Genomic DNA, 25,806 nt, shown 5'->3' with positions numbered 1-25,806 from the left:
GGTCGCGCATCCTACATGAGGCTTACAACCGACAACGGGTCGGCTGTTTCAAATCCAAGGACTGCGCAAATGGCAACCACTGCAAATATTCATGCGCCGCTCGGAGCAGCTACCATCCTGCACGTAGTGGACGCGTTCACCAACGCTTTCGAAACCGTTGTCGAATGGAACGAGAGCCGTAAGACCCGCAAGCTTCTGTCGGAACTGAGCGACACACAGCTGGAAGATATCGGTCTGGTTCGCGCGGATATCGCGAAGCTCTGATCCATCGACCGGATCGTCAAATCGGAACAGCCGCCCGGATCCCCGAGCGGCTTTTTCTTTGTCATTTCAAAGCGTATTTCCCTAGCTGAGATGGCACAAAGGCCTCAATCGCGGCAGTAGCAACCACATGTCGCGTGCCAGCGGCCTTGTCCTCTACATCCTGTCCACCCAGAACCGCGCACACTTTGGCTTTGCCGCGTGGAAGATCAGCTGCGACCAGATCACAATCGACCTGGCCGGGGCTTTGCACACCAATCGTCACCTGGACCCGCATCTCGGTGTGATTGATTCCCAGGGTCGAGAACAATGTGATCGAGGAATGATGCAGTGCATCCTGCACCGCCCGTCGTGCAGCCTTGGTGTAATCCTGACCATACAGGTCGTTCCCCATCCCCATCTCAAGGATGATACGCTGTTCACTCATTGCGCGGCCTCCATATCAAACGAAACCGCCAATGCTGCATTGGCGATCACCGTTCGGCCCTGCCCGTCGGGCTTTTTGATATCAAGCCCACCCTTAGCGACCGAGATTCTGGGGGTACCATAGGGAAATACAGCCAACAGCTTGTCAGTATCCACCCGTTCGGGCTGCTGCACACCGATTTCGACATCTATGATCATCGCCTCTTTGGGAAAGCCGAACAGCTCGGCCATGTTGATCGAGTTATGCCACAGCGCGTCCTTGATCGCCCGTCGCGCGGCTTCGGTGTAATCCTCCCGGCGCAGGGAGGTTCCCATACCGAATTCCACCAAGACCCGTGTTTTGGCCATCTGCCCTCTCCGATTTTTCAACAAAAAAGGCGCCCGGGTTCAGGCGCCTTTGGTCTTTCTCTGATCTCAATCGGATCAGATAGATTCGTCGATCCAGCTTTGCAAAGCAGCCTTCGGCGCCGCGCCTGCCCGGTTCGAGACCACCTGGCCGTCCTTGAAGATGAACAGCGCCGGGATGCCCCGCACGCCCATGGCGGCGGCGGCGTTCGGGTTGCTATCTACGTCAACCTTGGCGATTTTTACCTTGTCGCCATACTCGGCGGCCAGTTCTTCCAGCGCGGGGCCGATCTGTTTACAGGGGCCGCACCATTCGGCCCAGAAGTCCACAACTACGGGAACGGCCGAATTCTTGACCTCGGCGTCAAAGGTGTCGTCGGTAACGGCAACGGTCGACATATTCTGTCTCCTGAATGGGGTAAACTTGGGATCAGAACGTAGGTGCCGCCGTAGGGAAGGTCAAGATATCTGGGTGCGGGCCAGCGCGTCCGTCACAAGATCGTGTGGCAGCCACATCAGTTCAGCACTGCGCGTCCAAAGGATCGCGGTGCGGATGGTCTTATCAGGATAGATCTGTGTCAGCGCCTGCGCATAAGCACCCATTTGACGCAGCAGACCTTCGGGGCAGGCTTCGGCGTTTGTGGGAACTGTAGCATTTGATTTGAAATCAACCACATGCACCTCGGTGTCGGTCACGATCAACCGGTCGACAACCCCACGCATGCGCTGTCCGTTTAGGTTGGCAGACACGGGAACCTCTGCCAGAGCATCGGGGGCGAATATTGGTTCCAGATGTGTGGCCGTCAGAACTGCTGTTGCTTCGGCCAGAAGCTCATTTCGTTCCCCGTGCTGCATATCGGGCAGAACGCGGGCGCAAAGCTTGGGCCAGCTATCCTGCGCCGTACCGGGCAAATGTTCCAGCAGCAAGTGCAGTCGGGTGCCGCGCAGCTTTGCGGTCTCTTCATCCTGACCCGCGTCACCAGGAAGCGCCTTGGCCCCGCCCAGATCAGATGGGCTGACGGTTTCAAGGGTCTCAGGCGCATCTTGCGCGGGTGATTTGTAGAATTCGGGCAGATTGAGGTTTGGTTCCTGCGGTTCTGAATGCGCGATAAGGGGCAAAGCATCCCAGTCGCCATGCGCCAATCGCTGCGTATTTGTTCCGTCCAGTTGTGTTGCCCCTGCCCGCGCCATCGCCGCCTCAACCATCTGATACCAGCTGGATCCATCCTTGCCGACATCACCCGCAGCCGCCACGATCAACCACTTCTCGGCCCGTGTTAGAGCCACATAAAGCAGCCGCAACCGTTCATTTTCTTCCCGGCTGCGCGCCTCGTCCCGCGCCCGAGAAATCAGTTTGGGTGAGGTATCCGCCGGAACTTTCCAAAGTGGCGTCCCGTCTGCGACCATGATCTCTGCATCATGTGGGGCCCGGCGCTTTTCGGTGTCGGGCAGGATCACAATGGGAGCCTCCAACCCTTTTGAGCCATGCACCGTCATGACGCGGATCATGTTGCCCACACCGCTCATCTGTCGTTTGATTTCCAGATCATCGGTCTCCATCCAGACCAGAAAGCCGGTCAGGCTGGGAATATCGGTGCGTTCATAGGCCAAGGCCTGCGATAGCAGGGCATTGATTCCATCCTCGGCTTCTGCCCCAAGCCGCCCGAGCAGCTTTCGCCGCCCGTCGTGGCGAGTCAGAATGCGCTCGATAAGGTCGTAAGGGCGCAGAAAGTCGATTTGGCTGCGCAAATCGTTGAGCATGGCGAGCGTTTCGGGGAATTCTTCCGCCCGGTTACGCAGCGCGGCCCAAAGATAGGTTTCCTGCCGTCGATGGGCCAGATCAAACAACGACTGTTCGGTCCAGCCGAACAGCGGGGATTTTAGAACAGTGGCCAGCGCCAGGCTATCCTCAGGCGTCGCAAGAAAGCTCAGCAATGCCGCAAGGTCTTTGACCGCCAGTTCTGCGCCCACTTTCAATCGATCCGCCCCTGCGATGGGCAGCCTTTTGGCCTTACACGCGCGTATGATCTCGGCAAACAGGTCCGAGCGACGCTGAACAAGGATAAGAAAATCACCCGGCTGTATTTTGCGGCGCACGAAAGTGCCGGGCTCTTGACCGTCCTCGGGGATCATTACATCGCCATCAATCATTTCCTGGATCGATGATGCAATCTGGTCGGCGAGAAGAACCGTGTGATGGCGCGATCCGGGCCGATCTACCGGGTCGGTCCAGTCGCCGTCTTCATCATCCTCAACCTTCTCAATTGCTGGCCAAAGATCGACACGCCCTGGCAGGCTTTCCTTGAAAGCAATGTGAAGCGCCTCGTCCTGAAAACCCGCTTCGGCGTGCTCTTCAAACAGAATATTGACTAAAGAAAGGATCGCGCTTGAGGAACGAAAGGAATAAGCAAGCTCAGATTTTTCCAACTTAGAGCCTGATTCCGCCAGTTTCCGCCCAAACTCTGCCTGCATCCGATCAAAGGCTTGCGGGTCTGCGCCTTGGAACGAATAGATCGACTGTTTTTTGTCCCCGACCACGAAAATCGTGCGTTCGACCCCCGAACGGGCCCCTTCCCCGCTGGTGAATTCCTGCGCCAGTTTTTCGATCACATCCCATTGATCCGGGCTGGTGTCTTGCGCCTCGTCCACCAGAATGTGGTCGATGCCACCATCCAGTCGATACAGCACCCATTCCGCCACGGCCGGGTCGTTCAACACTTGACGAGCACGAAGGATTAGATCGTCGAAATCCAGCCAGCCGCGCAGTTGCTTGCGGCGCTCATATTCCGGCAGGAAGGCGGCGGCAAATCGGTGCAGAACGGTGGTTTTCTGGGCGGCGACCAGCGCCAGGCGCTGTTCCCGAGCGGCTTCGACCCGCAACATCAGCGCCTCAAGCTGGGGCATGTGGTCGGCTAGAGCGCCTTCGCGCGCGGCTTTCGTGGGGAAGCTGCCGATTTTAGCAGAGAACGGGTCCTTTGCAGCCTTGCCTGTCAGCAAAATCCCTTCGAGCAGCGGCAGTTGCGTCAATCGCGCCTCGGTGAATCCGGCCAGTTTTATTGCTGCCTTGGCATTGTTGCCGCCGCTTTCCATAAGCGCAGGCAGGAGCGATTGAATCAACTCAACTTCACCGCCCATAAATACCTGGGACAGCAGACTGTTTTCATCAAACCCATTCGGCAGACCAAAGCGATCCAAAAGGTCAGGCCACTGCAAAGGCTGATCAAACAAGCTCCGCCTTTGGGTCACTGCCGCTGTCAGCCTGTCAAATCCGGTATCGGTGATGAACCGCGCGACGTCTTCGATCAATGGTGCCTGAGGGCCCTCGGCGAAATCTTCGATGATTTCCTCACGCAACAAGGCTGCGGCGCGATCTTCCATTTCCGCAAATTGCGGACTGACGCCAGCCTCCAACGGAAAACGACGTAAGAGCGAGGCGCAGAACGAGTGGATCGTCTGAATTTTCAGCCCCCCCGGCGTTTCGATCGCACGGGCAAACAAGGTCCGCGCCTGCGCCAACCGATCTGGGTCAATCGCCCCTGTTACTCCCAAATCGACCAATTCGCCTTCAAGCCTGTGGTTAGCCAGCATTGCCCATTCACCCAGGCGCTTGAACAACCGGTTTTGCATCTCGCTGGCCGCAGCCTTGGTGTATGTCAGGCACAGGATGTGCTGCGGCTGCACCCCATCCAACAAAAGTCTCGCCACGCGGTCGGTCAGAACCCGCGTCTTGCCCGAGCCCGCATTGGCAGCGAGCCAGGTCGAGGCGTCGGGGCGCGCGGCCTGTACTTGCCGCTCGGTCGCATCGTTGCGCGCGGTCATGTCAGATCCTCTGGCCAGGTCTCGGCAGAACGGTCCCATTCACCGAACCGCGCCAGATGATCATAGTCGCCAATATCGGTGTCTTTGTGCAGCATCCGGCGGGATGAAAACCCCTGATTAGGCTCTAAATAGACGGAAATGAGCTGTTTCAGCTCGGTCAGGACCTTCTCGGTCGGTTCTTTGACTAGGGGGGCTGCGACCTCTTTGTAGCTGCCACCCATCCCGATAAAGATCGCCTCGGCCACATCGGTTGGGTCGATCCCTTCAATGGCCCCTTGTTCGGCCATCGCCGCCTCGATCAGCAATTGCTTATCGAACTTGGCCTGTTGGCTTTCGCTCGGTGGCACACCGGTTTTGTAGTCGATGATCCGCAACACACCCCGGCTGTTGCGGTCAATCCGATCGGCGCGTCCGGCAATGGTGAAATCCAGTGGAGTCAGCGCCAGTTTCATTACCGCTTCAAATGCCACCGGTCCGCCATCACCGCGTCGGGCGGTCTCGGCGCGCAGAAAATCGTCGGCAATTCGGTCCAACCGCGCCAGCCAAAGCTTGCGCGCGGTGGGCCATGCGACGTGCTTTTCCAGCAAATCATGGGCGCGTTTCAAGAAATTCTCGCGTGTCAGCAAGGCGGTGTCCAACACGCTTTCCTTGACAAAATGCTCAAGGATTTCATGCACAACGATCCCCCGCAGCAGCGCATCCGGGGCTTGTACTAAGGGATCAAGGGGCCTTAGACGCAGCACATGTTTGGCGTAGATTGCGTAAGGGTCGCGGATCAGCCGCTTGATCTCGGTCACCGACAACCGGCGTGGTCGCGCAGCAACTGGAGGGCGCGGCGATGGCCGGTGTGCAGGGTCGATTCTGGGCGCGTGTTCCAATGTCTTGGCCCAACTCAGGTAGGTTTTCCCCCGCCCCTTCATGTCAGACAGTGCCGCTTGGCCCCCCTGATCTGGCAGGCCATTCAGCAGATTGGTCAGGCGGTTCAACCAGCGGGACGGAACGGTTTCCGCATCATCCGAGCGGGTTGCGCGGGTCAGCCAAACTTCGGGCGCGCCGATGGCCTGTTGAAAGTCATGCGCCGAAAGGCCGATCCGGCGTTCTGGCAGCAACAGGCCTGCCTTATCGCGCATCTGACGGTTCAGCCAGGGGTCCGGTGCCGGAGCCTCGGGCCAGCTGCCTTCGTTCAGGCCACCCAGAATCAGCAGATCAGCCCCTTGCACCCGTGCCTCAAGCGTGCCCCAGATCATGATATAGGGATGCGGTGCGTCGCGGTCGCGCACCTCTTCCCCGGCCAGCAAAGCCCCCAAAAGGTCTGCAAAGTCATGTGCTGTCATTGGGCCGCCATGTTGGGCCTCATCTTGCAGGGCAGCCAGGACGCCCAGCGCCTTTTGGCCTGCGTTTTTGTCCCAGAGCGTACCCTGTTCTCCGGCAGATCCAGCCGAGATCGCCTCGGCCAGATCCCATAACCGCCTGACCCAATCGGAAAGCGGATGCGTGCCCGAAACCTGCTGATCGCAGAAATACTGACCAACCCAGCCAATCCAGTCTGCGGATGCTTCGGTTCGGATGGACGACGCCGTTAGGCTGACACGATCCGGAAACGGGGGCCCATGGCGCCGCAGGTCCAGCTCCAGATCGCGGGTCTGTAGCAGATGGGTGCCACGCTCTCCACCATCATGGCAGAGGGGGTGTTTCAGAAGGGTCAACAGCGCCTCACCGTCCAGACGCCGGGCAAACAGGCCCGCAACATGGCGCAGGAAGCGGCCCGGAGGTGACAGCTGCAAGGGCAGACCCGCGCTGTCATCGGGCAAAATGTTCCACCGGTCCAGCGCTGCGCTGACTTGCCGGGTCAGCATCCTGTCAGGGGTGATCAGCGCGGCTGTCTGGCCAGTTTCTGCGGCCTCACGCAGGCGCAAGGCGATGGCCAGCGCTTCGGATCGGGGTGAATCCGCCTCGACCAGTGTCAGGTCTTTTGTTGCCTGATCCAGATCTGTCAGCTGCGGCCCTTCGGACATCCACGCATCGGTGATGGGTGCCGGGCGTAAGGCTAATGATACCAAACGGTTACGTGCGCGAGAGGGGGGCTCACCCCCTGTCCAAGACTGGATTTGATCTGGGGTCAAGCCCAGCTCTCGCATCAGTTTTCGGAACCGGAACTGCGGATGGTCTTCCGAAATCAGCGCCTCATCCAACCGATCCCAGACCGCCCGCGGCTGGTCGAAATCAAACCCCGGCAGGATCAGTGCCCCCTGCGGCAGTCTCGCGATGGCCTGCATCAGCATCAAAGTGGTGCCCCGCGATCCAGTTGAGCCCGCCAGAATGACCGGGTGCTGGGGAGGGGACTCTGCCCACCGCGCGATCAGGGCCTCAACCACCCGGCGTTGCCGGGTCTGTGCATCCATTGTTTGATCGCCCGCATCGACGAAATGATCTGCGATCCCGATGAAAGCCTGTGCGCGTGCCCAATGCCCGGACAAATCACTGACATCCAGCTGACGGATCGCATCGGGATGTACACCTTCGCCCTGCATCTCATCAATCAATGCGGCCAGGCTGTCGGACAAATCGAACAGCGAAGCCCGCGCTGCCAAATCCGGTTGTTGATCCAGCAGTTTAGCGACCAGCTGTGTCAGTTCCAAGCGCCGTCGCAGCGGCGGGATGGCGGGTGGAATTTGTGCCAGATCAGCGCTTTCGCCCAGATCTGTGACCAAAAACAGCCGTGGCAGCAGACAAGGCGGCCCCTCATCGAACAGGTCCCGTACGCGGCGCGCCATCCGGCGGGTATTGACCACCAGTTGCACGCGGGCCAGTGCTTCGGGCGGGCCAGCGCTGCGCTGGCGTAGCCCGTCAACCAGCGCTTTGGGAAAATCCGCGCCGGGTGGAACGGCAAAGACACGGGGCAGGGGGCTGGCGTCAAACATCGGCCAGCAGCCCCTCGGCCAGCGCGATCCCTTCGGGTCGCCCAACGTCGCACCAGCGGCCGGGATACTCGACCGCAAACAGGCGACTTTGCGCGTGCATCCGGTTCCAAAGCAGGTTCAGCGAAAAGGCCGGTTCAGCGAAATCCTGCAACCCGTCGGTCTTGATGATCTGCGCCCCGCCATAGACCAGCCCTGGCCCGCGTGTGATCCGACCGTCTGCATCGGCGGTGAAATCCCCGTCACCGCCGTGACCAATCGTGCGCCCAATCGGGATACACATCAGCAGCGCATCCATGCGCTCAGGATCCCACGCTTGTTGCAGCAATGTCAAAGGGTTCGGACCGGCCCAGATGGCATCTGTGTTCATCGTGAAAACCGGGTTCGAGCGCAGCAGAGGCAAGGCAGCACGCAACCCGCCGCCGGTCTCCAATATCTCGGGCTCTTCCCGCGACAGGAGCACACCCTTGGGTATCAGGTGCGCCGCCAGTTGATCGGCGCGGTAGTGCAGATTGGCCACAACACGTTCCGGTTCCAGCGCCTCAACATGATCCAGCGCGTGATCGATCAAGGCTTGGCCAGCCACTTCGATCAGCGGTTTGGGGCGATCCTTCGTCAACCCTCCCATCCGGGTGCCAAACCCGGCAGCAAACATCATGACAGCGGTTGGAGTGTCGGTCATGCGGCCCTCAGCTTGGCCAGATTGTCGGGCGTGGGTTCGGGCAAAGCGTCTCGCAGCAACTGGGCCACCGGGATCAGGGCAGGGTGTTCCAGATCGCGCATCAAATGAGACCAGGTGGCAGGGATCAGATCGATGTATTTCGGCTTGCCGTAATCCATCGCCAGACGAGAGAAACCGCCCAAAATGCGCAGATTTCGCTGAGCTCCAAGCACCGCATAGGCAGCTCTGAAGTCGTGATCGTTTGCACCAGAGGCCGTGATGTAGTGATTGATCATCTGCATCTCGGTTCCTGCCGAAACCGAGCGGCGCACATCCTGCAACAGCGACACCAGATCATAGGCTGGGTGCCCCAGCATCGCGAGTTGAAAGTCCAGCAAGCCGACACGTTGCACGCCGTCCCGGTCCGGAAACCAGATCAGATTCTCGGCATGATAATCCCGCTGGATGACAACTTTCTGACCCGAAGTTTCCTGATGCAGTAGGTCCGAAAACCGGGTTTGAAATCGGTCCATCGCTGCCTGGTCATAACCGCCCTGAATGCCTTGAGCGTATTTGGTGAACGACCGGGCCGAAAGGTCGGTCATCAGGGCAGGATCATACGACGGTAAAGAGAGTAGTGGCGCCTGATGCAAATGAACCAGAACATCGGTCGCGGCCTCATAAAGCTGCCGCTCTTTACCCGGATCATGATCCAGAACACGCGCAAACAGATCGTCGCCAAAATCCTCTAGCAGCAGAAAGCCGAACTCGGAATCTTCCGCGTAGATTTCTGGCGCATTCAGCCCGACCGAGCGCAGGTAGTTGGCCACACGCACAAAAGCGTCGACATCCTCACCTTTCTCAGGTGGTGCATCCATGAGAACGGCAGTCCGACCGGTCGCCGGATCGATCAGCCGTTCATATTGTCGGTTCGAGGCATCCCCTGCCAAGTGCGCGCGTTGGGCACCAGCCCATGGTGTCTGCGCGATCAGGGCCTCGGCCAATACGGCACGGTTTGTCATGTGATCGCCTCCAGCCTATGCGCCCATTTCGGGTCAGACCACGTAAGTGTCAGATGCCGCGTTTCGATTTCATTCGGATCTATCGCAAAGGACATGGTCAGCGCGGATTGTGGAGCTAATGGACCTAGCTTCTCGGGCCATTCGACAAGGCAGATTGCAGTTTCAAAGGCATCGATCAGGCCCAGTTCCTCAACCTCATCGACCGAGCTGATCCGGTAGAGATCGCAGTGCCAGATTTCACCTACCGTGGTGTTATAGGCCTGCACCAGCGTGAATGTAGGTGAAGGCACGTCCTCGGGCACCTGCATCAGAGATTGGATCAGGCTGCGTGCGAAATGGGTCTTGCCGCTGCCAATCGGACCTTGCAGTAGTAGAACATCGCCAACGGCCAATTCCGTCCCCAATCGGGCCGCCAATGCGAGCGTGTCTTCGGGTGAAACCAGGGTCATGGAATGGGGCGGCATTGTCATGCCGCCACAATGGCCCCACGTCTGGGCGGCTGCAACCCGGTTCAGGCGCTGATTTGTTCGATTGTAGGCTGCCTGCTGATCAGAGCCTCATAACCAAATCGGACAATGGTTGCACCGTTCTGCATTGGGGTTACGGTACAGTCCAATTTCGTGCCGTCGCGCATGCCAATCTCGGCCGACCATTCGGCCCGGTTATCGCGCATTTCGATGAAATCGCGAATCTCACCCAAAACAGGTGTTGCGACACAGTGCTCCTGCCATTTCCGGGTGACATCCATGGCTGTTTCCGCCTGAAACCCCGCATCCGCCGGATCGCCCCATAGCTGTTGATAAGCGTAGTTTGTAAAGGCCAGCGTGCCGTCATCGGCAAACACCGCGATTGCATCTGCCAGCTTGTCAAAGATGGATTGCATCAGGTCCATTTCTGACCGGAAACGGCGGGTCAACGTGATCTCGGCGGTGATGTCTTCGAACAAAAAGGCCACCGCGCCATCGGGATGTGGCCGTCCGCTGACCGAATAGACCGACCCTGAGGGCAAAGACCAGGTTTCCTGATAGTTTCCGCCCTCTGCCGCTTCGAGCAGATCGTTCATCTGATTGCGCCACGAACGGTAGTTCTTTGGCTCTGGCATCATGTGTTGTTCGCGCAGCATGTCAAAAAAGCTGGAGAGGCTGGGGCGACAGCTGAGAAAGTCAGGCGGTAACGTCGTCAGATCGATCAGTGCCGGGTTGAAAAGGGCCAGTTGGCGGTTGCGGTCGAAGATGGCCAGACCAATTGACAGCTGCGCAAAGGTTTTTGTCATCGTTTGAACGAATTTGCGCTGGGCGGTTTCAGCCTCGACTATGGCGTTGATGTCGACGGCGTAGCACAGGCAGCCCTGTTCGTCTTCGACCTGCGTCAGATCGAACCAAAGCTGACTGTCGCAATCATCAACCTTGACCGCGACACGCGCTTTGCCACTGGGCCCCGGTTTGTCATCCGCATTGGAAAACAGGGGCGCGGTCAGGTCCACGTCCGGACCACGCGCCTTGCGCGCGACAGCAATATAGGCGGTGTTGCACCACCTGACATGCCCATTGTGATCCAGCAACCAGACCGGATATGGGGCCTGATCCATCGCATGCCGGATCGGGTCATTGGGGTCGCGCATATGTGTTTCGGTTGGTCGGGTCGGTTCGTGCAGTTGCACCCGGACAATTCCGTCGATCCATTCGCACAAAACCTCGCGCTCGACCGTGCAGTCGATGGCCGAGACAACCAGATTGCCTTGATCGCGCACTAGGACAGGCGTTTCAGGGAAGGTGGGAAAATCCCTTTGCAACAGGCGGCGCAGACCGCTCCAGTTTTTGACATCGTCAAATCCGGCCAGAGCGATGTCCGAATGGCTGATCAACCGAGCCCCGTCGAACAGGAAGACGGCGTCAAACAAGGACGAGTTTGAAAACAGTCCATAGCTGTCATCCCGCCGCGGGCGCCGCGGCAATAGCCATTGAACGGCTAGACAACATGAAACCAAACTGATTGAGGCCAGGATGATCCAGTCAGCCATAGGAAACCCCATGCCAGATTACGTGCTGGGATCAGACTATTGCTCCGATTGGTTAACGCACTGTTAACTCACACCCGAATGCGCTGGTTGCTGCCGGATGGCACTGGCGTGTCACCTTTTTGCGCGTCAATCATTTTGCGCGGCCATGAAACGCGCACGATAGCCCCCCGATGTGCCGGATTATCTGACAAATGCTGATAGGGGTCTGCGCCATTGGCAAACTCAAGCTCGGCTCCACTGCGTTCCAGAAGGGTTTTGGCGATAAACAGGCCCAACCCCATCCCTTCGTATTCGGGGCGCGCGCGTTGGTCTGTCTCGGCCCGCCTTCGGCGCATGAACGGATCACCGATCCGGCCAATCAGGTGCGAGGGATATCCACGTCCATCATCCATAATGCTGACGGTGATCTGATCCGCGGTCCAATGCGCCTCGACCCAGACATTGGCGCGTGAAAAATCCACCGCGTTCTGGATCAGGTTGCGCAGCCCGTGAATGATTTCGGGCTTACGCAGGATCGAGGGCTGCTGCACATCCCCATCCAACGCTGGGCCTTCGATGAAATGCACCAGTTTGCCGCGTTCGATATGCGGTTCCGCGGCCTCGTGGATAACAGTCGAAATCGGGGCCTGGCGCAAATGCAAATCGTCCTTACCTGCCCGCCCCATATCACGCAGAATATCGCGGCAGCGATCAGCCTGTTCACGGATCAGGGCGGCGTCATCTTTCAGATCGGGGCGATCCTCAAGCTCTTCGATCAGTTCCGAGCTGGTCAGTTTGATTGTCGCCAGCGGCGTCCCCAGCTCATGCGCGGCGGCAGCGACAACGCCGCCAAGATCAGTCAACTTTTGTTCACGCGCCAGCGCCATATGCGCGGCCGACAGCGCCTCGGACATGGATTGCACTTCGGAACTGACACGATGCGAATACGCCCCGATGAAGACGATCGCAATGATGATAGCCGCCCAGTTGCCGAACAGAAGAATATCGGGGATGCGCAGAATGAACCCGATATCGGTGCGCAAGGGCAGGTGAAATTCGGCCAGTAAGGTGGCAAGGATGATGGCCACACCGCCCACGATCAGGGTAGAGCGCGTGCTCATAACATTGGCTGATATCGTGACGGGCCCCAACAGCAGCAAGGCGAACGGGTTGTTCAAACCACCGGTCAGATACAGCAGAAACGCCAGTTGCAGCAGATCAAACAGCACCATTAGGAAGTTTTCGAACTCGGACAGGCGCTTGTTCTGCGGAAACAGGAAGATCGCCGTCAGGTTGCCGAGGACCGAGACTCCGACGGCCAGATAGCACAGCCCGAGCTCAAGCTGCACATGATAGGTTTGCTGCGCGACCGTGATGGCGGTGATCTGACCCACGATGGCCACCCAGCGCAGCAGGATTAGTGTGCGCAGCCGGATCCAGCTGCTGCGCTCCTGGCCGCGCCAAAACGTCTGATTGGAATCTGCCATGGGTCGATTATGTCCTGTTGCATCAGCTGTTCATCTTGATAGGTGTCCCGGCCGACACGATCAACAATCCCTTGCGTATGGATATTCGTCATGACCCGCCTCTATGCAATTCTCGCAACTGTTGTCCTGGCTGTTGGCCTTGGAGCTATGTGGCTTTTGACACAAGGATCAGGGTCGGATGACAAATACGCCCAATGCCGGTCCAGCCAGATCGCAGGCGGGACCGCCGCGATTGGTGGACCGTTCGAACTGGTCAATGGTAAGGGCGAGACGGTCACTGACACAGATGTAATCACCGAACCGACGCTAGTCTACTTTGGCTACACCTTCTGCCCCGATGTCTGCCCGTTTGACATGTCCCGCAATGCCGATGCGGTGGATATTCTGGCCGAGCGCGGGCAATTGGTGACGCCCGTGTTCATCTCCATTGACCCGGATCGGGATACGCCCGAAGTGGTGGCTGACTATGCGTTCAACCTGCACGAGCGGTTGATTGCCCTGACCGGATCACCCGAACAGGTCAAAGCGGCCAGCCAGGCCTATAAAACTTACTACAAGGCCCACGACAAAAGCGACGAATATTATCTTGTTGACCATTCGACCTTTACTTATCTGGTCACACCCGAGGATGGATTTCTGGAGTTTTTCAAACGCGACGACACGGCCGAACAAATGGCCGACAAGATTGGTTGCTTTCTCGATCAGGCATCCTGAGGACAAGCCGGTTTGACCTTTAGTGCGGCGCTGCTATTACTCATGTTAAAGCCAAAGGCATGAAATAACCGAAAGACCCAAGAATGGCAGACCCTTCTCAGCTTGATATCGGCCCGGACAAAACCTTGCTTCTGGTGGATGATGATGAGCCATTTCTGAGGCGTCTGGCAAAGGCCATGGAGAAACGCGGGTTCGAGGTTGAAACCGCCGGTTCCGTTGCCGCCGGTCGCGCCATTTCCACTGCCCGTCCACCTGCCTATGCGGTTGTCGATCTCAGGCTTGAGGATGGCAATGGGCTCGATGTTGTCGAAGTACTGCGCGAAAAACGCCCCGACAGTCGGGTCGTGGTTCTGACCGGCTATGGCGCGATTGCCACCGCAGTGGCTGCGGTCAAGATCGGGGCGACAGACTACCTTTCCAAACCCGCTGATGCCACAGACATTACCAACGCGCTGTTGGCCAAGGGCGACGAGCTGCCCCCGCCGCCGGAAAACCCCATGAGCGCAGATCGCGTGCGATGGGAGCACATCCAGAGAGTCTATGAGCTGTGTGATCGCAACGTGTCTGAAACTGCGCGGCGTCTGAACATGCACCGCCGGACATTGCAGCGCATTTTGGCCAAGCGCAGCCCGCGCTGACGGATTCACATGGCCAGGCTGTCGTCTGGTCGAGCCACTACTGCCAACTTTTGAACATTGACCACGCGACCGTTTTGGTCGCGTTTTTTGGTCTGGGTGTGTGACGGATTTACAGTGCAACAATATTCTGAGTATCGTTTTGTTAACCCTATTTATGCTACCGCGATGACCTGTGCATGTTGGTGATCTGCATGCGTACTGAAGGTTCAGAATCGATAAGTGAGAGGCCCCAGTGTCCCTATTGCCAAACACGCCGTATGAGGTGCTGAAAACCTCCAATCCAGTTTTGAAAGGGATTGTCGCGCTGGTGACAAAATCGGCTGAAATATTCGGGTTTTGGGCGCGCCCGCGAAAGGGGGCGGCGGGTGAAGTCTCGGAGATGAATTTGTTGGATAATCTGTACTGGGTTTATAAAAGCAAAAATCCGGTGCAATTGCCCGAACCCGAGCTGCAAACGTCTGAGTTTATGAAATCAAAGCACGCTCAGCTTGCGCCGCGCGCACAGGGTGAAAAGGTCGAGACTCTCACGCTGAGTTTTGCCGGGGATATCCTGCGCACGCACCGGGCTGAGCCCGCGCAGGATCAGGTTTATGCACAGATCGAAGACCTGTTGTTCAAAAACGATGTTGTCATCGCCAACTATGAATCGCCTGTTACAACCCAACCTCTGGTGGATGAAGTAATCGGCGATGCCGGCCCTCCTGTTGAATGTGCGTCAGAGGATCAGTTCGATGCATTGACCTGCCATAAAGGTCGGGCGATTGATGTCTTGAATCTGGCAAACAATCATATCTTCGATATGGGCATCGAAGGCGTGGAAACGACACTGGCCACACTGGCCAAGCGGAACATCCTGCCGATTGGGGTGAGTGAAGCCCCGGCTGATCCGGACGCGGCTAACATCATCGAACGAAACGGGATCAAGATCGGTTTTGCGTCCTGCGCGTTTGGAACCAATGGTCAAACGCTGCCCGACGGGCATGGATACCATGTCAATCTGGCCAAGCTGACCTCCAAGCATCAGCCGCCAGATATCGAGCCGCTGAAAACGCAGATATCAAACGCAAAGGCCGCCGAGTGCGATTTGATTATTGCGATCCTCCATTGGGGTCACGAATTCGAGCTGTACCCGCGACGGGCGCAACAAGAAGCGGCCGAGGAATTGGCGGAATTTGGAGCAGATATCATCGTGTGCCACCACCCGCATGTGCCCCAGCCAATTCAGCTTTATCGGCCAAAGTCCGACGCAGTCAAAACAGTGCCTATTGCCTATTCGCTGGGCAGCTTGCTGTGGGGGTTCTCCCATGAAGATATCGCAAGCAGTGTGATATTGCAGGCGGAAGTTCAAAAGGCCGGAGGTAAAACGACAGTCACAAGCGTGACCGCCACACCTGTCCGGTGGTCTGCCCACGAGTCTGAAGGACGCATCATTCAGAAGGTTGAACAGCGGGCGGATTAGTTTGAACGCTGCGTTCAAAGATGGCCCAGCAGCTGTTGATGCCGCTGCGTGTATGCCATTCGTACCTCAACCGGTGGGCGCAGTGTGATCTTCAAACCGTCCATAATGGCCTTATCGGGCCGCCCGAAGAACTTTGTCGCTTCAGCTTCGGAAAATCCTGCGATCTGGGTTGCTTCCATCCACGCACTGATCTTGTCGGCCTTCTTGATCTGTCGTTTTATCGTCTTTGGAACCTCGGCGGGTAGCCCGAACCGGATGTGGATCGCCGCCATCAGGCGGTCATCCAGCGCGCCGTAGCCCGCGCCGACGGCGGATTTGACGGGCGAGATCATATCACCAATCACATATTCCGGCGCGTCGTGCAGCAGTGCGGCGAGCTTCCATTTCGCCGGTGCATTGGGCGCGATCCGGCCATAGAGTTCTTCAACCAAAAGGGAATGTTCGGCCACGGAATAGGCAAAATCGCCGTGTGTTTGCCCGTTCCATCGCGCAACAAATGCCAGCCCATGGGCGATATCTTCGATCTCGATATCCACCGGGGTCGGGTCCAGCAGGTCCAGCCTGCGACCAGATAGCATCCGTTGCCAAGCGCGAGGTTGTGTTGCCATTTTGCCATGCCTTGTGAAGTGGGACACATTAAAATCACGATTTTCTGCTATGATGTACCTGTCAGGATCACCAGCTGCCAACGTTTTCTTGAGCATTCGTGCTTTGAAATGAAACGATGCGATCCCGACATAAAAACCGAGGGGGGGCGCACGCTTCTCCCGGTGCGCTCCTCTCACACAGCGAAACGCGAAACGAAAGGAGTTTGCTATGTTTAAGCGTTTATTCGCCCTTACCCTGACCTTTGGCATGGCCGCTACAGCCCCGCCCGCCTTTGCCCAAACCTGTGCAGAGCGCGCGCATGTGATTGCCAAGCTGCAGAAAAGCTACTCGGAAGAGCTGGCTTTTGGCGGTTTGCAGAAAACACGCGGCGCGCAGTCGGTCATGGAGGTTTGGACCTCAAAAGAAACGGGCAGTTATACCGTTTTGGTGACCCAGGCGAACGGCATTTCCTGTATTGTCGCCGTTGGCACCGATTTTTTCGAAGCGATCCCGAAAGTCAAAGTTGACGGCACGCCAAGCTAGTATCAGTGGCGTAACATCCCGTTTTCGGACATCTACATTGCCACCTGCCCCAAGGGATGCTAGGGGCAGCCACAGTGTGATTGACCGGAAAAATGGAGCGCCAGATGGCCGGGGACTATATCGTTAAAGACATTTCGCTGGCCGGGTTTGGCCGCAAGGAGCTGGATATCGCCGAAACCGAAATGCCAGGCCTGATGGCGCTGCGTTCGGAATACGGTGAAAGCAAGCCTTTGTCAGGCGCGCGCATTGTTGGTTCGCTGCACATGACAATCCAGACGGCCGTTCTGATCGAAACGCTGGTTGCCCTGGGCGCGGATGTGCGCTGGGCGTCGTGCAACATCTTCTCAACCCAGGATCATGCGGCCGCAGCGATTGCTGAAGCGGGCATTCCGGTCTTCGCCATCAAAGGCCAGACGCTGGAAGAGCATTGGGATTATCTGGACAAATCCTTCCTGTTCGAAGACGGCCCGAACATGATCCTGGACGATGGCGGCGACGCGACGCTGTACATCCTGCTGGGCGCACGGGCAGAGGCGGGTGAAGACATCATCCCCGTTCCGGGTTCGGAAGAGGAAGAGGTGATCAAGAAGCAGATCGCCAAGCGCATGGCGGCCTCACCCGGTTGGTTCACCAAGATGCGCGATCAGATCCAGGGTGTCTCCGAGGAAACCACCACTGGTGTGAACCGTTTGTATCAGCTGGTGAAAGACGGCCACCTGCCGTTCCCGGCGATTAACGTGAATGACTCGGTCACCAAATCGAAGTTTGACAACAAATACGGCTGTAAGGAATCGCTTGTCGACGGTATCCGCCGCGCCACCGACACCATGCTGGCCGGTAAGGTTGCCGTGGTTTGCGGGTATGGCGACGTGGGCAAAGGCTCGGCTGCGTCACTGTCCGGCGCGGGTGCCCGCGTTAAAGTCACCGAAGTTGACCCGATTTGCGCCCTGCAGGCTGCAATGGACGGTTACGAAGTGACTCTTCTGGAAGACGAAGTCGAAACCGCAGATGTGTTCATTACCACCACCGGCAACAAGGACGTGATCCGCATCGAGCATATGCGTGCGATGAAGGACATGGCCATCGTTGGCAACATTGGTCACTTCGACAACGAAATTCAGGTGGCCAGCCTTAAGAACCACAAATGGACCAACATTAAGGAACAGGTGGACATGATCGAGATGCCTTCGGGCAACCGCATTATCTTGCTGTCAGAAGGTCGTCTGCTGAACCTTGGTAACGCCACCGGCCACCCTTCGTTTGTGATGTCAGCGTCCTTCACCAACCAGGTTCTGGCGCAGATCGAACTGTTCACCAAGGGTGATGAGTACAAAAACGATGTCTACATCCTGCCCAAGCATCTGGACGAGAAAGTCGCCCGCCTGCATCTGGATCGCATCGGCGTGAAGCTGACCAAGATGGACAATGAACAAGCGGCCTATATCGGCGTGAAGCCGGAAGGCCCCTACAAGCCGGAACACTACCGCTACTGATTGTTGTCTGACGATGACACAAAACTCTAGGCGCCGCCGATACCTGTTTCTGGCGGCGTCTTTCGTTTTTAGATTAGCCGTCGTTGCAATTCTTCTGGGTGGCGGTGGCTGGGCCCTTTTGGCACATCCCAAAACGCCCGTGCCGTCACATTGGAACCCTTTGCGCGATCTCAGGGTAAAGGCTCCGGTCACGCCGGTTACCAAATACCAGCTGAAACGCGCCCTTGCAGATAAGATGCAGTGCAGGTCTGCGCTGTCGGATGCAGGCGCCCGATTTGAGGCGATGGATGATCTGGTCGTCGATCAGAACTGCGGGATCACCGGGCGGGGGCTGTTGTCACAGCTAGTGACCTCTCGGATCGACGCGGTCGAGACCAGTTGTCGGACAACCCTGCGATTGGCGATGTGGGATCACCATGTCGTGCAGCCTGCGGCGCGTGATTTTCTGGGAACGGGTGTAGAAAAGCTACGTCATGCAGGCAGCTACAACTGCCGCCGTATGCGCACTGCACAAGGTCAATCCAGCCGATGGAGCAGCCATGCCACCGCCGACTCGATTGATATAGTAGGGGTCGAACTGACCGATGGGCGGACGCTTTCGCTGTTGTCAGATTGGAATGCCGCGGGGCCAGAGGCCGCGTTTCTAAGACAGATCGGGCAGGGGGCCTGTGATTGGTTCCGCGTGGTTCTGGGCCCAGAATACAACCGTCTGCATGCGGATCATTTTCATCTGCAGGGCCCCGGCTGGGGATTTTGCCGATAGCTAACCGGGGCCTTGCTGGGTTAGAGCGCGATCAGCGCCCACTGACAGCGTCAGCCAACGCTTTGAACCGAACGATCTTGTAGATACCTTGCGAGGCATCCTCGCCCCCGTTCAAGACGGGCGAGCGGTGCAGTTCGTTGATGGTGGCATAGACATAGCCATCCGTTCCGATCGAGAACCCGTCGGGCCAGGGCAATTCGTCATCCGACTGGTACAGCACCTCATAGCTGCCGTCCGGTTTCGTCACGCCCAGAGCGTTGTCGGTCATTGCTGTGATGTAGACATTGCCGCCAGTATCGACCGTGGACCCATCCGAGATCGGCTTGTCTCCATAGCGTTCCACCCGCGCTTCCAGGTCAGCATCGGACAAGCTTTCATCTAACAGGTCGGTGGTGCGGAGGCGATACATCGCGCTGGCAGTCATCGGAGCGAAATAGACCCATGTGTTGGTCGGATCGACCGTGATCGGGTTGATGCCGATTTTCGCAGGGTTGCCGCCCAGCGTGATCTCACGCCCGTCGATCACCATCGGCGTATCTTCGGGGATCGTGTATTTCGATCCTTCAAGCACGCGCCGCGCGCGACCGGTTTCCAGATCGACCACGATAATGGCCGAGTTCTGGCCGTCGCCCGTGTCTGAGATATAGATCGCCTCATGATCTCGATCCACGGCCAGATCGTTCAGGAACGAGGTAGGCCGCACCACCGGCGCACCGATGTAATGGATCGCATGCAAGGTTTCGGTATTGGTATCCCATCCCACGATCCGACCGGTCTGGTTCTCGCCCTGACCATCCAGCATCCAAAGAATGCCCTCCCGATCTGCCCGCAGACCCAGAACGCCGTTCAGCCCGTCCGCATCATCCTGTGGTGCGCGGGCCCATGTTTCTGTCGGGTAGGGTTTGGTCGACCCATCGGGCATCACTTCGACAATACGCAGTTCAGGCCCGTAGAATTCATGCACCGACATGAACATCCGCCCATCCGGCCCGATGGCCAGATTTCCGGGTGGGATCGATTTGTCGAATTCCAGATATGTCTCCAACCCGTTCGCTAGGGTCGGAGTTGCCAGCGTCATCGCGCAGACCGCTGCATAAAGTGATTTCATCGGGACCTCCTCTGATTGTGACAGAGCAGATATCATTTGATTTTTTCTTCGATAACTGCCTGAATTATGAAACCAGTGTTTGGAAATTTCGAATGTACCATGTGAATGATCTGCTGACTTTCGTCTCGGTCGCCAAAACTGGTGGTGTTGGGTCAGCGGCGCAGGCGCTGGGCATTTCGGCCGCGACTGTCAGCCACAGAATTGCGAAGCTGGAGGAGGTTCTGAACCTCAAACTCTTTCACCGCAACAGCCGCAGGGTTCAGCTAACCAACGAGGGGTTGATTTTTCTGGACCGGATCGAACCCCTCCTGTCGGATCTGCGCGAGGCCGAGCTGGAGGCCGGGAGCGGCAAAGGTGCCCTTCGCGGGCACCTGCGTGTCACCCTATCCCCGTGGATTTTATCCCGCTTTATCATGCCTTTGTTAGACGAGTTCCAGACCGAGCATCCCGACCTGACGATCGAGTTTCTGGCAGTGGATCGCTATGTATCATTGGTGGATGAAGGCATAGATTGCGCCATTCGTGTCGGAAAAATGTCCGACAGTAACTTGAGGGCGCGCAAGCTATGCGAAAATGACCGAATAATCTGTGCTTCGCCCGAGTTTTTTGCCCGTCACGGCACCCCGACATCTGTCGAGGATTTACGGCAAATGCGCTGGGCTTGTTTGCCTTGGCAAACCCGTTTCGACACCTATGAGGGACAGCTATCTGTAGCCCGGCGCATTGCGGTGTCGAATTCAGATATGCTGACAGATGCCGCTGTGCAGGGCTTGGGTCCTGCGGTCAAATCACGGTTGGCCGTTCAGCGGGAATTGGAAGAGGGTGCGCTGGTTGAAGTTTTGCCGGGGTTACTGAAATCTCCCGCAGCTCCGATTTCATTCGTTCACGCAGGCAGTAACACGCCCGGCCGCAAGGTTCGGGCTTTCTCTGACTTAGCGGATCAAGCGTTTCGTGCGGCTTCGCGAAAGCGTCTCTCCGCTTAGGGGGAAAGCTTGGAATTTTTCCCTTTGTGTTGAAAACACTTGTGATTAACCTTCCCGCACCTGTTTCAAGGATTTGAGTAACCGCAGCCAGGACTGCTGATAGGGAGACTGTTTAATGGGAAAACGCGACGACTTGATCGCCAAATATGCCGATGACCTGAAGAACAAATGTGGCATGGATCCGGATATGGACCTGCTGACCAAGGTCACAATCGGTTGTGGCCCTGCGATTTATGATGCGGATGCATCGACTGTTGCCGCCAGCCAGGACGGTGAAATTGAGACTGTCAAAAACAACTTCCTGATCAAAAAGCTGGGCCTGTCCGACGGTCCCGAACTGATGGAAGCGATCAACAAAGCCCTGGAAACCTATGGCATGTCCGAACGCAACAAATATCGCGCTGTTGTCTACTACATGCTGACCAAGCATTTCGGAAAAGAATCCGTATACGGCTGATCCGATCCAGCCAAAGATACAAACGCCCGCTTGTCCCCAAGGCGGGCGTTTTGCATTTGAGACAGAGTTTAAGGACTTGCCGTTTGAAACCGGGGTCTTGACCGGTCTATAGATAGTTCAGTGACCAGGACGGTCAGAACCAGATATTTCCAGATGCGTGTGGTGAGTAGGGAGCACGCGGGGTAGGGAAGGTTCTGCATCGATCAGGGCCTTCCCTTTTATTTGTTCCTAATCGGCCTGCGTATTCCCCAATGCGCAGATCACATCCCATTCCGCGTCGCTGACGGGTTGAACGGACAGGCGTGAGTTTCGCACCAACACCATCTCTGCCAATCGCTCATCGGCTTTGATCTGATCTAATGTAACGGCCTGCGAAAACGGGCGCACTGCTTTGATGTCTACGCATTCCCAGCGTGGGTCGTCGGTGGTGCTGTCTGGATGGGCCTCGGCGCAGACCTCGACAATCCCGACAATCGCCTTGTCCTTTTGCGAATGATAGAAGAAGCCGCGATCGCCGATGGCCATCTGCCGCATGAAATTCCGGGCCTGATAGTTACGCACGCCATCCCATTCTTCGCCTGCGTCGCCCTTGGCGACTTGCTGATCCCAACTCCAGGTCGAAGGTTCCGATTTGAACAGCCAATATGCCATCAGCCAATCACCCGTTTCCAGGGGATCAACTCGACCGTAGCAAACAGCCCGGCTTTGGCATAGGGGTCATTGTCCGCCCAAGCCTGCGCGGCGGTGACATCTTCGACATCCAGAATGACCAGTGATCCAATCATGGCGTCCCCGTCCAAAAGGGGACCGGCCTGTGAGACGACGCCTGTTTCCTCGATATAGGCCAGATGGGCTGATCGATTGTCCAACCGCGTTTGCAAGGCGCCGTCTTTGTCTTTGGCGATCAGGGCGATGAGCATTCTATTCCTCCTTCAGGGGTCGACCCAGCAATGACTGAATCGCTTGTGCCACACTGTAGGCACCGTCGCTGAGTTCTGCCACCGTTGTGCTAATGGGCATCTCCAGCCCTTCGGCTTTGGCAATCTTCGCCACAGCGCGTGCAGTAGCGACACCTTCGACTGTGGTGCCTGTGTCAAAAGGCCGATCTAGACCCAAACTTTGTCCAAAACGATAGTTTCGGGACAGATCAGACGAGCAGGTCAGGACCAGATCCCCCAGCCCGGACAAGCCCATCAAGGTCTCTGCCTGCGCACCGCGCTGGGTGGCAAAACGCTGCATTTCGGCAAAGCCGCGCGTAATCAGGGCAGCCCGTGCGCTGTCACCCAAACCCGCGCCGATGGCGGCCCCGCATCCAATCGCCATAACGTTTTTCAACGCACCGCCCAGTTCGGCGCCGGTGGTATCGGTTGTGCGATAAAGGCGCAGGTTGGCGGTGGTTAGTCTCGCCTGCAGGTCTTTGCCCAAAGCCGCTTCGGCGCAGGCCAGGGTCAGCGCAGTCGGCAGACCGCGTGCGATGTCATCTGCAAAGCTGGGCCCGGTTAGGAGCGCAGGTTGCGCGTCCGGGACGGTTTCGCGGATCACCGCCACGGGGCCAAGGCCGGTGGACAGTTCAATCCCTTTGCAGCAGGCGACCAAGGTTTTGCCTGCCAAGGCAGATTTATGCTGCTCCAAGGCCATACGCAGCTGTTGCATAGGGACGGAAACCACCAGCACATCCGCTTGACACGCCTGATCGATTCGCGCTGTCACGCTAATCTGGGGCGGCAAAGCCACGCCGGGCAGGCGTTGCGCGTTTTCGGCCGTTTCTTGCATCGCTCTCGCCTGCGCCTCATCGCGGGACCACAAGGTCACTGGCCCGTTACCCGCCAGTGATATGGCCAAGGCGGTTCCAAATGCGCCGGAGCCCAGTACAGAAACGCTCATGCCTTGGCCCCTTTTTTGCCGCTGCCCAACATGGCAGGGCTGGTTTGATCCAGAGGCCAGCGCGGGCGGGCCGTCAGGTCCAGACCGTCTCGCGCACCGGCGCGAAAGCGTTCCAATCCGGCATAGGCAATCATGGCTGCGTTGTCGGTGCAAAGGGCCAAAGGGGGTGCAGTGAACCTAGCACCCATTTCATTGGAAACAGACTCTAATGCAGCGCGAATGCCCGAGTTTGCAGCAACCCCGCCCGCCACAGCGATCACCGGCTCTGCGGGGGTTTGTTCAAGATACAGGCCAATGGCGCGGCGTGTTTTTTCAGCCAACGTGTCTACGACCGCTTGTTGAAATCCGGCGCAAAGGTCGGCGCGGTCCTGGCGGGTCAGCCCGCCGTTTTCGGCTACGATTTGATCCCGCATGCGCATCAGGGCTGTTTTCAAACCGGAGAAGGACAGATCGCAGCCGGGTCGATCCAGCAACGGACGGGGAAACCGGAACCGCTTGGGATCGCCTGACCGAGCCTCGGCCTCAACCGAAGGCCCGCCGGGTTGGGGCAAGCCCAGCAAACGGGCGGTTTTGTCAAAGGCCTCGCCCGGCGCGTCATCGATTGTGCCGCCAAGGCGGGTGAAGTTATCGGAACCATGGGCAATCAGGTATTGGCAGTGACCGCCCGAGACGAGCAGCATCAGATAGGGAAACGCGATTCCATCGGTCAGGCGCGGTGTCAGGGCGTGACCTGCCAGATGGTTGACGCCGATCAAAGGCAGCCCGGTCGCGGCGCTGATCCCTTTGGCGCACATCACGCCCGACATGACACCGCCGATCAGACCCGGCCCGGCGGTCACTGCGATGGCGTCCATGTTGCTCAGGCTCAAACCAGCGGCTTCCAGCGCCTGCATCACGCAGATATCCAGCTTCTCAGCATGAGCGCGCGCCGCAATCTCGGGCACGACACCGCCATACGCGCTGTGCAAATCGGTTTGACCATGCACAACCGACGACAGGATTTCAGCCGGTGTACCGTCAGTTTGCCGCACCACGGCTGCGGCTGTGTCATCACAGCTGCTTTCTAACCCAAGGATGGTTAGTGTTTGCACCATTGGCCCGTTCCGTTGCATCATGATTGGCATGCGGGGTATCACCCTGCGCGGATGCAAACAATCCCATGGCCAAAGGCGCAGATCGTTGTATTTGTTGATGACCCGCCCGCGTGCTGCCTCGGAGAGGTTTGTGGCGCAGCTGCCAACCCGCACCAGATCACGGGTCGAGGTCATTTATTCCCCTATTCTTGAAATCAAACCGCTGCCCGTTCAGGTGCAGACTGACGATATCCAGGGGTTGATTTTTTCCTCCGCCAATGCGGTGAACGCGGCGGCCTCGTTGGGGGTCAGGCGCGATCTGCCAGCCTTCTGTGTGGGTCCTACCACCACCGGCACCGCAAAGGGTGCCGGATGGGACGCCCAGATGATGGGGGCCACTGCCGAGGAGCTAGTGGCGACGCTGTTGCGTGTCCGGCCGACGAGCCCATTGTTACATCTGCGAGGAGAACATAGCCGGGGCAACGTGGCCGATCGGTTGACGGCACTGGGCCTGACCACCCGAGAGCAACCCGTCTATCAGCAGCTTCTGTTGCCGCTGAGCGACGAGGCCGCGGCAGCCTCAATCGGTGAAAGGCCGGTCATCGCGCCTTTGTTTTCACCCCGAACCGCGCGACAATTTGCCGACATTTGGGCCGGAACTGCCCCTTTGTGGCTGGCTGCAATCAGCGAGGCGACCTCAGAGCCCCTTAAAACCTTGGGGTTCCAGCGATTGAAGATTGCCAAAGAACCCACACCCAAACACATGCGTAAAGCCGTTAAAAAGCTTGTGAAACACGCGATGCGGGTTGAGGGCGAGCCTGGCGCAGACTAACTTGGACCAGTCTGTAGTTCTGGTGATTTTAGAATCGATAAGGGGAATGTGACGGTGGCGGGCAAAAAGAAAACCGATCAGAAACCGGCGGAAACCCCGAAATCGGAAGATCTGGTGGACGAAGGTGTTATCGAAATGGCTGAGCCTTTGGATGATGCACCGCTTGACCAAGACGCCCCTGGCGAAGACCTGACTTCCGAAGCCGAAGCCGAAGCCGAAGCCGAAGCCGAAGCCGAAGCCGAAGCCGAAGCCGAAGCCGAAGCCGAAGCCGAAGCCGAAGCCGCAGCCGAAGCGCCGGTGGAGGAAACACATTCTGCGCCGTAAAAACCTGTC

27 protein-coding genes are annotated in these 25,806 nt (G+C 57.8%); 11 read left to right on the top strand and 16 right to left on the bottom strand.

Annotated elements, in window-relative coordinates; translation table 11 throughout:
• Nucleotides 1–69 precede the first annotated feature (69 nt).
• Nucleotides 70–264 carry a DUF1127 domain-containing protein gene (locus tag ACR0JE_RS06210; protein WP_170453333.1) on the top strand — a complete coding sequence of 65 codons (195 nt, stop codon included), beginning with the start codon at nt 70–72 and terminating at the stop codon, nt 262–264.
• A gap of 61 nt (nt 265–325) precedes the next feature.
• Here the strand turns inward: ACR0JE_RS06210 and ACR0JE_RS06205 are convergent, their stop codons facing one another.
• The 10 genes from ACR0JE_RS06205 to regB form a co-directional block, all read right to left on the bottom strand.
• Nucleotides 326–688 carry a Lin0512 family protein gene (locus ACR0JE_RS06205; RefSeq protein WP_480863530.1) on the bottom strand — a complete coding sequence of 121 codons (363 nt, stop codon included), beginning with the start codon at nt 686–688 and terminating at the stop codon, nt 326–328.
• Nucleotides 685–1,035, bottom strand: a complete 351-nt coding sequence (locus tag ACR0JE_RS06200) for a Lin0512 family protein (protein ID WP_480863529.1) — start codon at nt 1,033–1,035, stop codon at nt 685–687. Before ACR0JE_RS06200 ends, ACR0JE_RS06205 begins: the two co-directional genes overlap by 4 nt.
• Nucleotides 1,036–1,110: 75 nt before the next feature.
• Nucleotides 1,111–1,431: a thioredoxin gene (gene trxA / locus ACR0JE_RS06195; RefSeq protein WP_170534304.1), complete on the bottom strand. Its 321-nt coding sequence runs from the start codon at nt 1,429–1,431 to the stop codon at nt 1,111–1,113.
• 60 nt (nt 1,432–1,491) lie between these two features.
• Nucleotides 1,492–4,851, bottom strand: coding sequence for a double-strand break repair helicase AddA (gene addA, locus ACR0JE_RS06190; RefSeq protein WP_480863528.1), 3,360 nt, complete (start codon nt 4,849–4,851; stop codon nt 1,492–1,494).
• Nucleotides 4,848–7,772 carry a double-strand break repair protein AddB gene (gene addB, locus ACR0JE_RS06185; RefSeq protein ID WP_480863527.1) on the bottom strand — a complete coding sequence of 975 codons (2,925 nt, stop codon included), beginning with the start codon at nt 7,770–7,772 and terminating at the stop codon, nt 4,848–4,850. The genes addA and addB overlap by 4 nt, the downstream gene beginning before the upstream one ends.
• On the bottom strand, nt 7,765–8,451 hold the full coding sequence (locus ACR0JE_RS06180; protein WP_480863526.1) for a nucleotidyltransferase family protein: 687 nt from the start codon (nt 8,449–8,451) through the stop codon (nt 7,765–7,767). The genes addB and ACR0JE_RS06180 overlap by 8 nt, the downstream gene beginning before the upstream one ends.
• Nucleotides 8,448–9,452, bottom strand: a complete 1,005-nt coding sequence (locus ACR0JE_RS06175) for an aminoglycoside phosphotransferase family protein (protein WP_480863525.1) — start codon at nt 9,450–9,452, stop codon at nt 8,448–8,450. Before ACR0JE_RS06175 ends, ACR0JE_RS06180 begins: the two co-directional genes overlap by 4 nt.
• Complete coding sequence (tsaE, locus tag ACR0JE_RS06170) at nt 9,449–9,922, bottom strand: tRNA (adenosine(37)-N6)-threonylcarbamoyltransferase complex ATPase subunit type 1 TsaE (protein ID WP_480863524.1); 474 nt, start codon at nt 9,920–9,922, stop codon at nt 9,449–9,451. The genes ACR0JE_RS06175 and tsaE overlap by 4 nt, the downstream gene beginning before the upstream one ends.
• Before the next feature lie 41 nt (nt 9,923–9,963).
• Nucleotides 9,964–11,472 (bottom strand): PAS-domain containing protein, encoded by a 1,509-nt coding sequence (locus ACR0JE_RS06165; protein WP_480863523.1) that lies wholly within the window; start codon nt 11,470–11,472, stop codon nt 9,964–9,966.
• Nucleotides 11,473–11,540: 68 nt separating this feature from the next.
• Nucleotides 11,541–12,938 carry a sensor histidine kinase RegB gene (regB, locus tag ACR0JE_RS06160; RefSeq protein WP_480863522.1) on the bottom strand — a complete coding sequence of 466 codons (1,398 nt, stop codon included), beginning with the start codon at nt 12,936–12,938 and terminating at the stop codon, nt 11,541–11,543.
• 90 nt (nt 12,939–13,028) lie between these two features.
• Between regB and ACR0JE_RS06155 the strand changes: the two genes are divergently transcribed.
• The 3 genes from ACR0JE_RS06155 to ACR0JE_RS06145 all read left to right on the top strand — a co-directional run bounded on the left by ACR0JE_RS06155 (nt 13,029) and on the right by ACR0JE_RS06145 (nt 15,749).
• A complete protein-coding gene (locus tag ACR0JE_RS06155) occupies nt 13,029–13,652 on the top strand; it encodes an SCO family protein (RefSeq protein WP_480863521.1) in 624 nt (207 codons plus the stop codon).
• An 83-nt stretch (nt 13,653–13,735) separates the two neighbouring features.
• Nucleotides 13,736–14,290, top strand: coding sequence for an ActR/PrrA/RegA family redox response regulator transcription factor (locus ACR0JE_RS06150; protein WP_480543736.1), 555 nt, complete (start codon nt 13,736–13,738; stop codon nt 14,288–14,290).
• Between the two features lie 232 nt (nt 14,291–14,522).
• The gene (locus tag ACR0JE_RS06145; RefSeq protein ID WP_480863520.1) at nt 14,523–15,749 is read left to right on the top strand and encodes a CapA family protein; all 1,227 of its coding nucleotides are present in this window, start codon (nt 14,523–14,525) and stop codon (nt 15,747–15,749) included.
• Nucleotides 15,750–15,763: 14 nt separating this feature from the next.
• Here ACR0JE_RS06145 and ACR0JE_RS06140 read toward each other — a convergent pair whose 3' ends face one another.
• Nucleotides 15,764–16,357, bottom strand: coding sequence for an HD domain-containing protein (locus tag ACR0JE_RS06140; RefSeq protein WP_480863519.1), 594 nt, complete (start codon nt 16,355–16,357; stop codon nt 15,764–15,766).
• 208 nt (nt 16,358–16,565) lie between these two features.
• On the opposite strand from ACR0JE_RS06140, the gene ACR0JE_RS06135 reads away from it, so the two are divergent.
• The 3 genes from ACR0JE_RS06135 to ACR0JE_RS06125 all read left to right on the top strand — a co-directional run bounded on the left by ACR0JE_RS06135 (nt 16,566) and on the right by ACR0JE_RS06125 (nt 19,136).
• Nucleotides 16,566–16,880: a hypothetical protein gene (locus tag ACR0JE_RS06135; RefSeq protein WP_480500812.1), complete on the top strand. Its 315-nt coding sequence runs from the start codon at nt 16,566–16,568 to the stop codon at nt 16,878–16,880.
• 104 nt (nt 16,881–16,984) lie between these two features.
• Nucleotides 16,985–18,373 (top strand): adenosylhomocysteinase, encoded by a 1,389-nt coding sequence (gene ahcY, locus ACR0JE_RS06130; RefSeq protein ID WP_480863518.1) that lies wholly within the window; start codon nt 16,985–16,987, stop codon nt 18,371–18,373.
• A 13-nt stretch (nt 18,374–18,386) separates the two neighbouring features.
• Entirely contained in the window at nt 18,387–19,136 is a 750-nt protein-coding gene (locus ACR0JE_RS06125; RefSeq protein ID WP_480863517.1) for an extensin-like domain-containing protein, read from the top strand.
• Between the two features lie 31 nt (nt 19,137–19,167).
• Here the strand turns inward: ACR0JE_RS06125 and ACR0JE_RS06120 are convergent, their stop codons facing one another.
• Entirely contained in the window at nt 19,168–20,244 is a 1,077-nt protein-coding gene (locus tag ACR0JE_RS06120) for an L-dopachrome tautomerase-related protein (protein WP_480863516.1), read from the bottom strand.
• A gap of 92 nt (nt 20,245–20,336) precedes the next feature.
• Here ACR0JE_RS06120 and ACR0JE_RS06115 point away from each other — a divergent pair, with 92 nt between their 5' ends.
• Nucleotides 20,337–21,227 carry a LysR family transcriptional regulator gene (locus tag ACR0JE_RS06115; protein WP_480863515.1) on the top strand — a complete coding sequence of 297 codons (891 nt, stop codon included), beginning with the start codon at nt 20,337–20,339 and terminating at the stop codon, nt 21,225–21,227.
• Nucleotides 21,228–21,342: 115 nt separating this feature from the next.
• Nucleotides 21,343–21,684, top strand: a complete 342-nt coding sequence (locus ACR0JE_RS06110; RefSeq protein WP_170534337.1) for a DUF2853 family protein — start codon at nt 21,343–21,345, stop codon at nt 21,682–21,684.
• A gap of 228 nt (nt 21,685–21,912) precedes the next feature.
• On the opposite strand, the gene ACR0JE_RS06105 is transcribed toward ACR0JE_RS06110, so the two are convergent.
• From ACR0JE_RS06105 to tsaD, 4 genes are read right to left on the bottom strand one after another with little or no spacing between them, the layout of a single operon-like run.
• A complete protein-coding gene (locus tag ACR0JE_RS06105) occupies nt 21,913–22,335 on the bottom strand; it encodes an EVE domain-containing protein (RefSeq protein WP_480863514.1) in 423 nt (140 codons plus the stop codon).
• Nucleotides 22,335–22,604, bottom strand: coding sequence for a YciI family protein (locus ACR0JE_RS06100; protein ID WP_480863513.1), 270 nt, complete (start codon nt 22,602–22,604; stop codon nt 22,335–22,337). The genes ACR0JE_RS06105 and ACR0JE_RS06100 overlap by 1 nt, the downstream gene beginning before the upstream one ends.
• A 1-nt stretch (nt 22,605) precedes the next feature.
• A complete protein-coding gene (locus ACR0JE_RS06095; protein WP_480863512.1) occupies nt 22,606–23,568 on the bottom strand; it encodes an NAD(P)H-dependent glycerol-3-phosphate dehydrogenase in 963 nt (320 codons plus the stop codon).
• Nucleotides 23,565–24,662 carry a tRNA (adenosine(37)-N6)-threonylcarbamoyltransferase complex transferase subunit TsaD gene (gene tsaD, locus ACR0JE_RS06090; protein WP_480863731.1) on the bottom strand — a complete coding sequence of 366 codons (1,098 nt, stop codon included), beginning with the start codon at nt 24,660–24,662 and terminating at the stop codon, nt 23,565–23,567. Before tsaD ends, ACR0JE_RS06095 begins: the two co-directional genes overlap by 4 nt.
• A 130-nt stretch (nt 24,663–24,792) precedes the next feature.
• On the opposite strand from tsaD, the gene ACR0JE_RS06085 reads away from it, so the two are divergent.
• Nucleotides 24,793–25,473 (top strand): uroporphyrinogen-III synthase, encoded by a 681-nt coding sequence (locus ACR0JE_RS06085; RefSeq protein ID WP_480863511.1) that lies wholly within the window; start codon nt 24,793–24,795, stop codon nt 25,471–25,473.
• 54 nt (nt 25,474–25,527) lie between these two features.
• Complete coding sequence (locus tag ACR0JE_RS06080) at nt 25,528–25,797, top strand: hypothetical protein (protein WP_480863510.1); 270 nt, start codon at nt 25,528–25,530, stop codon at nt 25,795–25,797.
• The last annotated feature ends 9 nt before the right edge of the window (nt 25,798–25,806 follow it).

The sequence above is a fragment of the Ruegeria sp. H3 genome (assembly GCF_056533095.1).
The sequence above is the reverse complement of the archived record's forward strand: the minus strand, read 5'-3'. Positions and strand labels throughout refer to the sequence as shown.

Bases quoted from the DNA above. Each gene is read 5' to 3' on its own strand.
- ACR0JE_RS06210 (WP_170453333.1), top strand. From the start codon at position 70: ATGGCAACCACTGCAAATATTCATGCGCCGCTCGGAGCAGCTACCATC.
- ACR0JE_RS06205 (WP_480863530.1), bottom strand. From the start codon at position 688: ATGAGTGAACAGCGTATCATCCTTGAGATGGGGATGGGGAACGACCTG.
- ACR0JE_RS06200 (WP_480863529.1), bottom strand. From the start codon at position 1,035: ATGGCCAAAACACGGGTCTTGGTGGAATTCGGTATGGGAACCTCCCTG.
- trxA (WP_170534304.1), bottom strand. From the start codon at position 1,431: ATGTCGACCGTTGCCGTTACCGACGACACCTTTGACGCCGAGGTCAAG.
- addA (WP_480863528.1), bottom strand. From the start codon at position 4,851: ATGACCGCGCGCAACGATGCGACCGAGCGGCAAGTACAGGCCGCGCGC.
- addB (WP_480863527.1), bottom strand. From the start codon at position 7,772: ATGTTTGACGCCAGCCCCCTGCCCCGTGTCTTTGCCGTTCCACCCGGC.
- ACR0JE_RS06180 (WP_480863526.1), bottom strand. From the start codon at position 8,451: ATGACCGACACTCCAACCGCTGTCATGATGTTTGCTGCCGGGTTTGGC.
- ACR0JE_RS06175 (WP_480863525.1), bottom strand. From the start codon at position 9,452: ATGACAAACCGTGCCGTATTGGCCGAGGCCCTGATCGCGCAGACACCA.
- tsaE (WP_480863524.1), bottom strand. From the start codon at position 9,922: ATGACAATGCCGCCCCATTCCATGACCCTGGTTTCACCCGAAGACACG.
- ACR0JE_RS06165 (WP_480863523.1), bottom strand. From the start codon at position 11,472: ATGGCTGACTGGATCATCCTGGCCTCAATCAGTTTGGTTTCATGTTGT.
- regB (WP_480863522.1), bottom strand. From the start codon at position 12,938: ATGGCAGATTCCAATCAGACGTTTTGGCGCGGCCAGGAGCGCAGCAGC.
- ACR0JE_RS06155 (WP_480863521.1), top strand. From the start codon at position 13,029: ATGACCCGCCTCTATGCAATTCTCGCAACTGTTGTCCTGGCTGTTGGC.
- ACR0JE_RS06150 (WP_480543736.1), top strand. From the start codon at position 13,736: ATGGCAGACCCTTCTCAGCTTGATATCGGCCCGGACAAAACCTTGCTT.
- ACR0JE_RS06140 (WP_480863519.1), bottom strand. From the start codon at position 16,357: ATGGCAACACAACCTCGCGCTTGGCAACGGATGCTATCTGGTCGCAGG.
- ACR0JE_RS06135 (WP_480500812.1), top strand. From the start codon at position 16,566: ATGTTTAAGCGTTTATTCGCCCTTACCCTGACCTTTGGCATGGCCGCT.
- ahcY (WP_480863518.1), top strand. From the start codon at position 16,985: ATGGCCGGGGACTATATCGTTAAAGACATTTCGCTGGCCGGGTTTGGC.
- ACR0JE_RS06125 (WP_480863517.1), top strand. From the start codon at position 18,387: ATGACACAAAACTCTAGGCGCCGCCGATACCTGTTTCTGGCGGCGTCT.
- ACR0JE_RS06120 (WP_480863516.1), bottom strand. From the start codon at position 20,244: ATGAAATCACTTTATGCAGCGGTCTGCGCGATGACGCTGGCAACTCCG.
- ACR0JE_RS06115 (WP_480863515.1), top strand. From the start codon at position 20,337: ATGTACCATGTGAATGATCTGCTGACTTTCGTCTCGGTCGCCAAAACT.
- ACR0JE_RS06110 (WP_170534337.1), top strand. From the start codon at position 21,343: ATGGGAAAACGCGACGACTTGATCGCCAAATATGCCGATGACCTGAAG.
- ACR0JE_RS06105 (WP_480863514.1), bottom strand. From the start codon at position 22,335: ATGGCATATTGGCTGTTCAAATCGGAACCTTCGACCTGGAGTTGGGAT.
- ACR0JE_RS06100 (WP_480863513.1), bottom strand. From the start codon at position 22,604: ATGCTCATCGCCCTGATCGCCAAAGACAAAGACGGCGCCTTGCAAACG.
- ACR0JE_RS06095 (WP_480863512.1), bottom strand. From the start codon at position 23,568: ATGAGCGTTTCTGTACTGGGCTCCGGCGCATTTGGAACCGCCTTGGCC.
- tsaD (WP_480863731.1), bottom strand. From the start codon at position 24,662: ATGGTGCAAACACTAACCATCCTTGGGTTAGAAAGCAGCTGTGATGAC.